Source organism: Actinomycetospora corticicola (assembly GCF_013409505.1).
Classification (GTDB): Bacteria; Actinomycetota; Actinomycetes; order Mycobacteriales; family Pseudonocardiaceae; genus Actinomycetospora; species Actinomycetospora corticicola.
Window position 1 is genome coordinate 787,040 of sequence record NZ_JACCBN010000001.1, and the last position, 12,259, is coordinate 799,298.

11 protein-coding genes and 1 pseudogene are annotated in these 12,259 nt (G+C 73.6%); 10 read left to right on the forward strand and 2 right to left on the reverse strand.

The features are described 5' to 3' along the window. The first annotated feature begins 54 nt into the window (after positions 1-54). The 10 genes from BJ983_RS03760 (at position 55) to BJ983_RS03805 (ending at position 10,677) form a co-directional block, all read left to right on the forward strand. A complete protein-coding gene (locus tag BJ983_RS03760) occupies positions 55-1,470 on the forward strand; it encodes an MFS transporter (RefSeq protein WP_179792582.1) in 1,416 nt (471 codons plus the stop codon). A gap of 29 nt (positions 1,471-1,499) precedes the next feature. Continuing rightward, a complete protein-coding gene (locus tag BJ983_RS03765; RefSeq protein WP_179792583.1) occupies positions 1,500-2,027 on the forward strand; it encodes a MaoC family dehydratase in 528 nt (175 codons plus the stop codon). Continuing rightward, on the forward strand, positions 2,024-3,313 hold the full coding sequence (locus BJ983_RS03770; protein ID WP_179792584.1) for a CoA transferase: 1,290 nt from the start codon (positions 2,024-2,026) through the stop codon (positions 3,311-3,313). The genes BJ983_RS03765 and BJ983_RS03770 overlap by 4 nt, the downstream gene beginning before the upstream one ends. A gap of 9 nt (positions 3,314-3,322) precedes the next feature. Then, entirely contained in the window at positions 3,323-4,486 is a 1,164-nt protein-coding gene (locus tag BJ983_RS03775) for an acyl-CoA dehydrogenase family protein (RefSeq protein WP_179792585.1), read from the forward strand. Further along, the gene (locus tag BJ983_RS03780; protein ID WP_246325525.1) at positions 4,483-6,132 is read left to right on the forward strand and encodes an amidase; all 1,650 of its coding nucleotides are present in this window, start codon (positions 4,483-4,485) and stop codon (positions 6,130-6,132) included. Before BJ983_RS03775 ends, BJ983_RS03780 begins: the two co-directional genes overlap by 4 nt. A 63-nt stretch (positions 6,133-6,195) precedes the next feature. Continuing rightward, positions 6,196-7,248, forward strand: coding sequence for a pyrimidine utilization protein A (gene rutA, locus BJ983_RS03785; protein WP_179792586.1), 1,053 nt, complete (start codon positions 6,196-6,198; stop codon positions 7,246-7,248). 88 nt (positions 7,249-7,336) lie between these two features. Continuing rightward, positions 7,337-8,728 carry an MmgE/PrpD family protein gene (locus BJ983_RS03790; RefSeq protein WP_179792587.1) on the forward strand — a complete coding sequence of 464 codons (1,392 nt, stop codon included), beginning with the start codon at positions 7,337-7,339 and terminating at the stop codon, positions 8,726-8,728. Beyond that, the gene (locus BJ983_RS03795) at positions 8,721-9,749 is read left to right on the forward strand and encodes an LLM class flavin-dependent oxidoreductase (RefSeq protein WP_179792588.1); all 1,029 of its coding nucleotides are present in this window, start codon (positions 8,721-8,723) and stop codon (positions 9,747-9,749) included. Before BJ983_RS03790 ends, BJ983_RS03795 begins: the two co-directional genes overlap by 8 nt. A 40-nt stretch (positions 9,750-9,789) precedes the next feature. Then, positions 9,790-10,467 carry an alpha/beta fold hydrolase gene (locus tag BJ983_RS03800; protein ID WP_343053696.1) on the forward strand — a complete coding sequence of 226 codons (678 nt, stop codon included), beginning with the start codon at positions 9,790-9,792 and terminating at the stop codon, positions 10,465-10,467. Between the two features lie 9 nt (positions 10,468-10,476). Continuing rightward, positions 10,477-10,677, forward strand: coding sequence for a hypothetical protein (locus BJ983_RS03805; protein ID WP_179792589.1), 201 nt, complete (start codon positions 10,477-10,479; stop codon positions 10,675-10,677). Positions 10,678-10,967: 290 nt separating this feature from the next. Here BJ983_RS03805 and mscL read toward each other — a convergent pair. Then, positions 10,968-11,345, reverse strand: a pseudogene (gene mscL / locus BJ983_RS03810) (large conductance mechanosensitive channel protein MscL); the annotation flags it as partial. Between the two features lie 180 nt (positions 11,346-11,525). After that, on the reverse strand, positions 11,526-12,002 hold the full coding sequence (locus tag BJ983_RS03815) for a hypothetical protein (protein ID WP_179792590.1): 477 nt from the start codon (positions 12,000-12,002) through the stop codon (positions 11,526-11,528). Between the last annotated feature and the right edge of the window lie 257 nt (positions 12,003-12,259).

Sequence of the window (12,259 nt, forward strand, 5' to 3'; positions counted from 1 at the left end):
CTGCCGGGTCGGGACGGGCCGCCGTCGGGGAGGCCCGCGGAGAGGGGAGTGCCGATGACCGCCACCGACCCGCCGGACATCCGATCGACCGGTCCCCGGACCGGCCCGGGGTCGGACCTCGCGGCCCGCATCGACCGCCTGCCCGTGGTGACGCGGACCCACCGGAGGTGGGTGGTGGTCCTGGGCGCGCTGTTCGTCTTCGACCTCGTCGACCTGAATGCGTTCGCCTACGCCGCGCCCGCCCTGCGGGCCGAGTGGGGCCTGTCGATCGGCACGGTCGGGCTGGTGACCTCGGCGGGCTTCGTCGGGATGTTCGTCGGCGCGATCGTCGGCGGCCGGCTCTCCGACCGGTTCGGTCGGCGGCCCGTGCTCATCGGCTCGGTCTTCTTCTACTCCACGTTCTCGCTGCTCTCCGCCGCCGCGTGGGACGCGGCGAGCCTCGGGGTGCTGCGCGTGCTCACGGGGTTCGGCCTGCAGGCGATGACCGGCGTGCTCCTGGTCTACGTGAGCGAGATGTTCCCCCGCGCGCTGCGCGGGCGGTACCAGGCGATCCTGCTCGCCGTCGGGCTGGCGGGGGTGCCGATCGCGGCCTGGCTGGCCCGCCTCGTGGTCCCGCTCGGACCGGACACGTGGCGCTGGATCTTCGTGTTCGGCGCCCTCGGGGCGGTGTTCGGGCTCGTCGCGCTCCGTGTGCTGCCCGAGTCCGCGCGGTGGCAGGCGGCGCACGGCCGCACCACCCCGGCGACGGCGGCGCTCATCGCGCGGATGGAGGACGAGGCGCGCGCCGCGACCGGCCGGGAGCTGCCGACGCCGACGGCCGTGCCCCCGGTGCCCGCGGCGACGGTCGGCGACCTCCTGCGCGGGGCGCGTCGACGGGTCGTGGTCGCCGCCGCGGCCTGCGTCTTCCTCATCCTGAGCTTCTACGGGTTCACCGCCTGGGTGCCGACGCTGCTCGTGGAGCGCGGCTACACCACCGCGCAGTCGCTCACCTTCGCCTCGATCCTCGCGATCGCCGCGGTGCCCGGCGCGCTGCTCGCGTTCCCGGTGATCGACCGGGTCGAGCGCAAGACGCTCGTGTTCGGCCTGCAGTGCGTCGTCGCGGTGCTGCTGCTGGTCTTCGGCCTCGTCACCGACCCGGTCTGGATCGTCGTCAGCGGCTTCGCGGCGTCGATGCTCATGCAGACCGGCGTCGCCGTCCTCTACACCTACATCGCGGAGGTGTTCCCGCTCGAGCTGCGTGGGCTCGGCTCCGGGATCGCGAACGGGTCCGGGCGCCTCGCGGGCGTGGTCGGCGGCGTGCTGGTGGCGGCGATCTACACCGGCGCCGGCACGGTCGCGGTGTACGTCTACCTGGCCGTCGCCGCGCTGCTCATGGGGCTGGTCCTGCTGCTGTTCGGCGAGCGCACCAGCAACCGGACGCTGGAGGACATCAGTGCGGAGGCTCTTGCCCGGCAAACATCAGACCTTTAGCGTCCGAGGGGGCGACGAAAGGAGCTTCGATGACGGTCAAGGACGGCTGGCGCGGGCGGTTCCTCGAGGACTTCGAGGTCGGGGACGTCTACCAGCACCCGCTGGGGCGGACGATCAACGAGACCGACAACACCTGGTTCACCCTCCTGACGATGAACACCAACCAGGCGCACTTCAACGCCCAGGTGGGGGAGTCCTCGGAGTTCGGCCGGATGCTCGTCGCGTCGCCCCTGACGATCGCGATCGCCATGGGGCAGTCGGTGACCGACACCACGCAGAACGCCTTCGCCAACCTCGGCCTCGACGACCTCACGCTGACCGCGCCGGTGTTCGTCGGCGACACCATCTGGTCGGAGTCGATCGTGCTCGGGAAGCGCGAGTCGAAGAGCCGTCCGCACGCGGGCATCGTCACGATCCGCACCCGCACGCTCAACCAGGACGCCGTCGAGGTGCTGAGCTTCAAGCGCACCTTCTACGTCCACCGGCGGGACTCCTCGGGCTCGGCCTCGCTCTTCCCGCAGGCGGCCACCCCGCTCACGCTCGAGGGCACGTCGTGAGGCCGCTCGAGGACGTCCGGATCGTCTCGCTCGAGCAGTACGGGGCGGGTCCGTTCGGGTCGATGCACCTCGCCGACCTCGGCGCCGAGATCATCAAGATCGAGGACCCCGGTTCGGGCGGGGACGTCGGGCGCTACGTGCCGCCCTACGCCGGCGGCGAGGACTCGCTGTTCTTCGAGTCGTTCAACAAGAACAAGTCCTCGATGCTGCTCGACATCCGCACCGACGCCGGGCGCGAGGTCTTCCACGACCTCGTGAGCTCGGCCGACGCCGTGTACTCGAACCTGCGCGGCGACGTCCCGGCCAAGCTCGGGATCCGCTACGAGGACCTCAAGCACGTCAACCCGCGCATCGTCTGCTGCTCGCTCACCGGATTCGGCATGACCGGCCCGCGGGCCGACGAGCCCGGCTACGACTACGTGCTCCAGGCCCTCGCCGGGTGGATGTCGGTGACGGGCGAGCCCGGCGGCGCGCCGCAGAAGACGGGGCTCTCGCTGGTGGACTACAGCGGTGGGTTCGTGGCCGCGATCGGGCTGCTCGCGGGCATCCACGCCGCCCGCCGCGACGGCGTGGGCACCGACTGCGACCTCTCCCTCTACGACACGGCGGTCAGCCTCCTGACCTACCCCGCCACCTGGCACATGACCGAGGGCTTCACCCCGGCCCGCACCCACCACTCCGCCCACCCGTCGCTCGTGCCGTTCCAGGCGTTCGAGGCCGCCGACGGCTGGCTCGTCGTCGGGTGCGCGAAGGAGAAGTTCTGGGTGCGGCTCACCGAGGTGATGGGCCGCCCGGAGCTGGCGGGAGACCCGCGCTTCGCCACGTTCGCCGACCGCGACCGGCACCGCGACGTCCTCGTCCCGCTGCTCGAGGACGCCTTCCGCGAGCGCACCGTGGCCGAGTGGCTCGCCCCGCTGCACGCCGCGCGCATCCCGTCCGCGCCCATCCAGGAGGTCGCGGGCGCGCTGGACGACCCGCACACCCTGGCCCGCGCGCTCGTCGTCGAGACCGAGCACCCGCGGTTCGGGACCGTCCGCTCCCTGCGCTCGCCGGTGCGCGTCGGGCCGCCCGGAGCCGACGTCGTGCCGGCCCGTGGCGCACCCCCGATGGGCCGGGACACCGACGCCGTGCTCGCCGGGCTCGGGTACGACGACGAGCGCATCGCCGCGCTCCGCGCCGCCGCCGCGTTCGGCCCGCCGCCCGACCCGGCGACCGCCGCGAAGCCCCTCGCCGAGGCGGCCACCGCGCACCCCGTTCCCGAGGCGCCGTCGGCGCCCACCCGCTGAGGAGACACCGTGGACTTCACCCTGTCCGACGAGCAGCGGCTCTACCGCGAGACGCTGCGCGACTTCGTCGACCGCGAGATCGTGCCGGTCGCCCGCGACTGGGAGCACTCCGGCCGGTACCCCACCGAGATCGTCGAGAGCATGAGGAAGCTCGGCCTCTTCGGGCTGTCGATCCCCGAGGAGTACGGCGGGATCGCCGCCGACACCGTCTCCTTCGCCCTGACCTTCGAGGAGATCGCCCGCGGGTGGATGGGCATCGCCGGCATCCTCGGCAGCCACTCGGTGTCGAGCTGGATGATCGCCCGCCACGGCACCCCGGAGCAGCGCGACGCCTACCTGCCCGAGCTCGCGACCGGCGAGCGCCGGACCGGCATCGCGCTCACCGAGCCGGGCGCGGGCACGGACCTGCAGGGCATCAGTACCACCGCCCGCCGCGACGGGGACGACTACGTCATCACCGGCACCAAGACCTGGATCACCAACGCCCGCCACGCCGACCCGCTGCCGGTGCTCGTCAAGACCGACCCGAGGGCCCAGCCCGCCCACCAGGGGATGAGCATCCTGCTCGTCCCCGCCGACGCCGAGGGCTTCACGGTCTCCAAGGACATCGGCAAGCTCGGCTACAAGGGCACCGAGTCCTGCGAGGTCGTGCTCGACGAGGTCCGGGTCCCGTCGTCGCAGCTGCTCGGCGGCGTCGAGGGCAAGGGCCTGCAGCAGGCGCTCTCCTCGCTGGAGACCGGGCGGATCAACATCGCCGCCCGCTCCGTCGGCATCGCGCAGCGGGCCTACGACGAGGCCCTCGCCTACGCCCGCGACCGGACGGCGTTCAAGCAGCCCATCGGCGACTTCCAGGCCGTCCAGCTGCGGCTCGCCGAGATCGCCGTGCAGCTGCAGGCCGCGCGGCTGATGACCTACTGGGCGGCCTCGCGGATGGACGACGGCGTGCGGATGGACACCGAGTCCGGCATGGCGAAGGTGTTCGCCTCGGAGACCGCGCTGCAGTGCGCCACCGACGCCATGCGCATCCACGGCGGCTACGGCTACTCGACCGAGTTCGAGATCGAGCGCCTCTACCGCGACGCCCCGCTCATGTCGATCGGCGAGGGCACCAACGACGTCCTGCGCACCGGCATCGCGAAGTCGCTGCTGGCCGGCAAGGCGACGGTGGGATGAGCTTCCCGACGTCGGATGCGCTGCGCGACCAGGCCGCCCGCCTCGGCTTCACCCTCGACGACGACCTCGCCGAGGCGATGCACACGGCGGTCACCGGCGCGGAGCCCGCGATCGCCGCGCTGCGCGACCGGCCCCGTGCCCTCGACCTCGACGCCGACCCGGCCGACGGGGACCGGTGGGTCCGACGCGACCGCACCGCACCCGCCGTCGGGAATCTTCCTGACGACGAGGAGGGCATCGGAGGTCTCCTCGCCGCCTACGCCGCGGGGGAGCGGACCCCGGAGGACGAGGTGGCCCGGTCGCTCGCCGACCTGCGGGCCACGCACGAGGCGTTGAACTGCACGATCCGGTTCCTCGACGACCGCGCCACGGCGGCCGCGGCGGAGTCCGCGCGGCGCTGGCGCGACGGCACGGCCCGTCCTCTCGAGGGCGTGCCGTTCGGGGTCAAGGACGTCATCGACGTCGCGGGCGTCCCGACCACGGCGGGGTCCTGGTGCCACGGCGACACGCCGGCGGCGGCGTCCGCGGAGGTCGTGCGGCGGCTCGAGGCGGCCGGAGCGATCCCGGTGAGCAAGGACGCGACGACCGAGTTCGCTGTCGGGGGCCCGCATCCGCCGCGCTTCGGGCCCACGCGCAACCCGTGGAACCGGGACCGCTGGGCGGGCGGGTCGTCGACCGGTTCCGCGGCGGCGGTCGCGGCCGGCGCCGTGCCGTTCGCGCTCGGGACCGACGTCGGCGGATCGGTGCGGCTGCCGTCGGCCTGGACCGGGCTCACGGGTCTGAAGCCCACCGCGGGCGCGATCTCGCGGGTCGGGGTCGTGCCGCTGTCGTGGACCGCGGAGACGGTCGGGCCGATCGCGCGCAGTGCCGCCGACGTCGCGCGCGTGTTCGACGTGCTGGCAGGCACCGACGACCGTGACCCGCGGTCCTGGCGGCCCGAACCCCCTATCGGCGTGCTCGATCGCTCTGTCGGGAACGCTCCGACCGACGTGCGGGGGCTGCGCATCGCGGTGCCCGGCGGGGCGCTGACCGAGCTGTGCGACGCCGAGGTGCGGGCGGGGGTCGACGCGCTGGTCGCGGAGCTCGTCGACGCGGGCGCGGAGGTGGTGCCGGCCGAGATCCCGGGAGCCGCCGCGGCGCTCGCGATCGGGTACCTCCTCGTGTTCACCGAGGCCGCGACGCTGCACCGGGTCGACCGGGACCGCTGGGGCGACTACGACCCGGTGGTGGTCCGGCGGATCAGCCAGGGCATCACCACCCCCGCGCAGGACTACCTGCGGGCGCAGCAGTTCCGGGTCGAGCTGCAGCGCGAGCTGGACGCGGTGTTCGCGGTGGCGGACCTCGTCGTCGTGCCGACCTGCCCGTCGACCGCGCCGCGCCTCGACGGCACGGTGGTGGTCGACGGCGTCGAGTACCCGCTCTACGCGGCGCAGTCGCGCTCGACGATGCTCGGCAACCTCACCGGGGTCCCGGGGCTCGCCGTGCCCACGGGCGTGGCCGCCGACGGGTGTCCGATCTCGGCCCAGCTGATCGCGCGGCCGCACGCCGAGGCGACCGCGTTGCGGGCCGCGCACGTCTTCCAGTCACGGACCGGTCACCACCGGCGACGACCCGTGGACGTTACACGGAAGACTTCCTCGCGATAAACGTCTGATGTATTTTCGTGGTCCGGCTCACAGCAGGACGCTCCCACGGAAGGTGTGGTCGACATGGACTTCGGGGTCTTCATCCCGATCGGCAACAACGGCTGGCTGATCTCGGAGAACGCTCCGCAGTACAAGCCCTCGTTCGACCTGAACCGCCGCGTGGTGCAGGAGGCCGAGGCGCAGGGCTTCGCGTTCGCGCTCTCGATGATCAAGCTGCGCGGCTTCGGCGGGAAGACCGAGTTCTGGGACCACAACCTCGAGTCGTTCACGCTCATGGCGGGCCTCGCCGCCGTCACCGAGCGGATCAAGCTCTACGCCTCCACCGCGGTCCTCACGCTGCCCCCGGCCCTCGTGGCCCGCATGGCGTCGACGATCGACTCGATCGCCCCCGGCCGCTTCGGCGTCAACATCGTCTCCGGCTGGGCCAAGGGCGAGTACGAGCAGATGGGCCTGTGGCCCGGGGACGACTACTTCGGCTACCGCTACGACTACTCGACCGAGTACGTCAAGGTCCTGCGCGACCTCTGGGAGACCGGCCGCTGCGACCTCGACGGCCAGTACTTCCAGATGAAGGACTGCGTCCTGTCCCCGCGGCCCACCGGCAAGGTCGACATCGTGTGCGCCGGGCAGTCCGACCGCGGCATGCAGTTCTGCGCCGAGTACGGCGACTACAACTTCATCCTCGCGCCCGGCGTCAACGACCCGCAGGTCTACCGCGAGCCCACCGAGCGCCTCGCGAAGGCCGCCTCGGCGAGCGGGCGCGACGTCCGGTCCCTGCCGCTGTTCATGGCGATCATGGCCGAGACCGACGAGGAGGCCCGTGCGAAGTGGGACTCCTACCAGGCCGGTGCGGACCTCGCGGCCCTCGGCTACATGTCCGACGAGGGCAGCAACGACACGACCGCCGACGAGTCCGGGACCGCGCGCACGATCAACCTCCCCGAGGGCGCGGTCAACTTCAACATGGCGACGCTCGTGGGCTCCTACGAGACCGTCGCGCGCCAGATCGACCAGGTCGCGGAGATGCCCGGCGTCGAGGGGATGATGTTCACCTTCGACGACTTCGAGCAGGGCGTCCACGACTTCGGCACCAAGGTCAAGCCGCTCCTGGGGTGACTGCGTCCTGTGAGTACTCATCCGTCTTCTGACACGGATGAGTACTCACAGGCGCGCAGCGCACCTCACCGTCGAAGGAGAGTCAACGATGACGATCGACAGCCCGCCGCGGACCTCGCTCGCCGCCGCCGTCGGGGACTTCGCGGCCGGGCTGCGCCCCGGCGACGTGCCCGACGAGGTCCTCGAGCGCGCCCGGTACCTCGTGCTCGACGCGGTCGGGCTGGCGTTCGCCTCCACCGTCTACGACTTCCCGACGAAGGCCCGCGACGCGCTGGGGCGCTTGGGCGCCGGCGAGCACCCGGTGCTCGGGATGCCCGACCGGCTCGCCCCGCGCGACGCGGCCACCCTCAACGGGGTGCTCGTGCACGGGATGGACTTCGACGACACCCACATCCCCGCCGTCACGCACGTCTCCGCCGCCGCCCTGCCGGCCGCGATCTCGGCCGCGACGACGGCGGGCGCGACCACCCGGGACCTGCTGCTCGCCTACGTCCTCGGCGTCGAGGTGTCGGCCCGGGTGGGGCTCGGCGGTGCGGGCGGGTTCCACGACGTCGGGTTCCACCCCACCGCCGTCGCCGGGGCGTTCGGCGCCGCGGTGACCGCGGCGAAGCTGTGGGGGCTGGACGCCGCCGGGATCACGGCGGCCCAGGGCATCGTCGGGTCCATGTCGGCGGGCCTGCTCGAGTTCCTCGAGGACGGCTCGTGGACCAAGCGCCTGCACCCGGGCTGGGCGGCGAGCTCCGGGATGACGGCGGCGGCGTTCGCCGAGCAGGACTGGCGGGGTCCGGCCGCCGTCTACGAGGGCCGGTTCGGGCTCTACGCGACCCACCTGCAGCGGCGCGACTCCGACCCGTCGGCGGTGGCCGACGGGCTGGGCGAGCGGTGGGAGCTGATGCGCACCGCGGTGAAGCCGTATCCGATCTGCCACTTCATCCACGCCTTCGCCGACGCGACGCTCGCACTGCGCGCCGAGCACGGGGTGCGGGCCGAGGAGGTGCGGTCGATCCGGTGCGCGATCCACCCGGTGCCCGGGAAGGTGGTCTGCGAGCCGCCGGCCAACAAGTGGGCGCCCCGCGACGAGTACGACGCGAAGTTCTCGCTGCCCTACGTCGTCGCCACCGTCCTGCGGCGCGGTCGCTTCGGGCTGGCGGAGCTCGACGACGACGCCCTGGCCGACCCGGCGACCCTCGAGCTGACCCGGAAGGTCGAGGTCGTCGAGGACCACGAGGGCGCCTTCCCGCGGGCCTACTCCGGCCACGTCGAGCTCGAGCTGCACGACGGGCGCCGGCTCACCCGCCGCGAGCAGGTCAACCGCGGCCACGACGAGCGTCCGCTGTCCAACGCCGACATCGAGGCGAAGTTCGACGGGACGATCGGGACGGCCGCCGACCCCGCCACCGCCGAACGCGTCCGGGCCGCCGTGCTCGGTCTCGGCGACGACACCCCGGCGATCGACTTCGCCGAGGCCTGCCGTGGGTGACGTCCGCGTCGGCGTCTTCCTCACCCACCAACGTCGTCCGGAGCAGGACCCGCGGGCGACGCTCGAGGACCAGCTGACCCTCGTGCGGACCGCCCGCGACGAGGGCCTCGACTCGGTGTTCGCCGGGCAGCACCACCTGGCGGCGTCGTTCGCGCACATCCAGCCGTTGCCGTGGCTCGCGCGGGTGGCGGCGGAGGCGGGCGAGATGACGGTCGGCACCGGCATCCACCTGCTCGCGCTGCACCACCCGGTGGACACCGCCGAGGCCTACGCGAGCCTCGACGTCGTGACCGGCGGGCGCTCTGTGTTCGGGGTCGGCCTCGGCTACCGGTCCGAGGAGTACGCCGCGTTCGGGGTCCCGCCGGAGGAGAAGGTCCGCCGGTTCACCGAGAACCTCGCGATCGTCCGGGCCCTGTGGCGCGGCGAGGTGGTGACCCGCGACCTGCCGTGGACCCGGCTCGACGCCGCGCAGGCGCTCATGCGGCCGGTCGCGGAGCCGCCCGTGTGGATGGCGGCGAACTCCGACAACGCCGTGCGTCGGGCCGCGCGCCTCGCCGACGCCTGGATGATCAACCCGCACGCGACGGCGGCGACCGTGCGGCGGCAGCTGGAGCTCTACGACGCCGAGCGCGCCGCGCACGGCCGTGGCCCGGGGACGTCCCGGCCGCTCATGCGCGAGGTGTTCTGTGCGGACACCCGCGAGGAGGCGCTCGAGCGGGCCCATCCGTTCCTCGAGGGCAAGTACCAGGTCTACGCGGACTGGGGGCAGGACCGGGTGATGCCCGACCGGGAGTCGTTCCGGATGGAGTTCGCCGCCCTCGCCGACGACCGGTTCGTCATCGGCGACCCCGACGACTGCCGTCGCGCCCTGCTCGCCTGGCGCGACCTCGGCATCGACCACTTCGTCCTGCGCACCGACTGGGCCGGCATGCCCCTGGCGTCCAGCCGTCGCTCGGTCGAGCTCCTCGCCCGCGAGGTGGCGCCGGCACTGCGGGAGTCGTCCTTCACGACGGCGGGGTAGGGCGGCGGCGGACGCGACCCGCCGTCGGGAGGATGGACGCGTGACGGACGTGGTGGGCATCCCCGGGACGGTCTGCTCGCCGGCGGTGTTCGACCCCGTGGCGGCGCTCGTGCCGGGGGTGCGCGCGGTGTCGTGGATGACCGCCCCCGGTCCGTGGACCGTCCCCGCCGTCGCCGAACGGGTGGCGCGGGAGCTGACGGCACCGGTGGTGCTGGTCGGGCACTCGACGGGGGGCGCGATCGCCACGACGCTCGCCGCGGCCCACCCCGACCTCGTGGTGGGGCTCGTCCTGGTCGACACCGGGGCGCACATGCGGCGCCACGGCGACGTCGACGCGATCATCGACCGCTTCGCCGCGCAGTGGGGGCGCGAGGCGCTGTCGGCGGTGCTCGACCGGTCGTTCGCGACGCCGCCGCCCGCCGACGTGCACGCCGACCTGCTCGCCTACGCCGAGGCGGTGCCGTCGGCGGCCGGCGTCGAGGTGCTGCGCAGTCAACGGGACCTCGACCTGACCGACGTCCTCCCGACGATCGCCTGCCCCGCCGCGGTGGTCCACGGCGTGCACGACCGCGCGCGGTCGGCGGCCGAGGCGGAGGAACTGGCGGCACTCCTCCCCGACGCCGAGCTCTTCTGGGCCGAGTGCGGTCACACGCCGGTGTTCGAGGCGCCCGGGGTGGTCGCGGCGGCGATCCGGTCGGTGCTCGACCGGGCGTCCTAGGCTCCCCGGGTGCCTCGTCGGCGGATCACCGCGCTCGTCCTGGTCGGGCTCGCCATCGTGTGGCTCCCGCTGAACCAGCCCGTCGAGGGACCGAAGCTGCTCGTGCTCTCCGAGACGCACGCGATCACCACGGCCGACCTGCTGTCGGTCGCGCTCGTACTGGTCGCGGTGTGGCTGTGGTGGTCGGCCCGGCGGCGCCGGGACCGTTAGCGCACGCCCGCCCGGCTGTGGCGCGGCGGCGTGTCGGCGGGGAACGGATGCGGCGGGGTCGGTCGGCCGGCCGGTGCCGCGTACGAGGCGTGTGCGGGTGGCGCCGCGGCGTGGGCCGGTGCGGTCTCGGCGTCGTGGCCGCGCCGCGGCACGCTCGTCGGGGGCGGCGACACGGGCGGCGACACGGGCGGGGCCGGCGGCATCGACGGCCGCATCGGCGCCGGTGCCGGCGCTCGCTCGGGAGCCGGGACGGGCGCCGGACCACGCCTGTCGTCGGGAACGCCTCGGGTGGCCTGGTCCTCGAGGAGATCGCGGATCTGGGTGAGCAGCTCGACGTCCGTCGGCTGTGCCGGACCCGCCTCCTCGCCGCGCAGGCGCCGGCTCTGCAGCGCCTTCATCGGGGCGACGACGAGGAAGTAGACGACGCCGGCGGTGATGAGGAACGTGATCGCCTGGTTGATGAAGTCGGCGTAGTCGAAGGCGACGCCGCTCACGCGGACCGTGCCGCGGAACTGGTCGCCGCCGGGGGAGAGCAGCTGGATGAGCGGCTTGAGGAACGAGTCGGTGAAGGCGTTGACGACCGCCGTGAAGGCGGCACCGATGACGACCGCCACCGAGAGGTCGATGACGTTCCCGCGGAGCAGGAAGTCCTTGAATCCCTTGAGCATGGTGGTCCTCGGGCCGGGAGCTGGGGAGCTGGCGGCGAGGCTAGGGACCGGGTCCGGGGACCGTCTCGGTGCGGACGGTGGGTCGCGGCGGGCCGGGCGTGCGGTGCGGTGAGCGTGCCGGCGGCCGTCGAGCCGTTCCCGGACACCGCGCGACACGCGCCGCCGGGCGACCTGGCCGTCCTAGCCGGGGAGGGTGGTCGTCGTGGTCGTGCTGCGGGCCGTGGTCGAGCGGCGGGTCGAGGTGGAGGCCGCCGGGGACGCGGACCGGGTGCCGTTCCTGCTGGTGGGGATCACGGGCGGTGCCGCGACCGGGGGAGTGACGGAGGTGGGCGTGCCCGACGGGGGTGTGGCGGTCACGGCGGCGGGGGCCGGCGTCGGGTCGCCGGTCAGGGCCGCACCCATGCCGACGACCGCCGCGAGGCCGACCGCCGCCACTGCGCCCACGATCAGGAGCTTCGCCCGTGGTCGCGGCCGGCGGTGGTGCGTGCGGACGGGCGGCGCCGTGGCCTCGAACGGCCGCGTCGGCGGACGAACCGGGACGTCGTTGCCGGTGGGCGTCTCGTCGGCCTCCGGCGCGGAGTGGCGGCCGGTCGTCGACGGCGTGTCGGTGGGTTCCGGACGCGCGTGTCGCCCGGTCACCGTGCTCTGTTCGGACATCGCGGCCTCCCGCCCTCACCGGGTGCAACGCGCGACACGCCGTGAGGTCACTCGACCGGACGATGTCGATCACCCGGAGGTCGGTGTCCGAGAGCAAGATCCTGTCCAGCCGTGCGAAGTGGTCGATGAGCGAGCACGTCGCATGGCGCGACGAGATCTCGGCGGCGAGCAGGCACGACGGTCCGGACCGGTGAGCCGGGCACGGCGGCCCGGACCGGTGAGCCGGGCGGGGCGACCCGCGCCGACCCGCCGTCGGG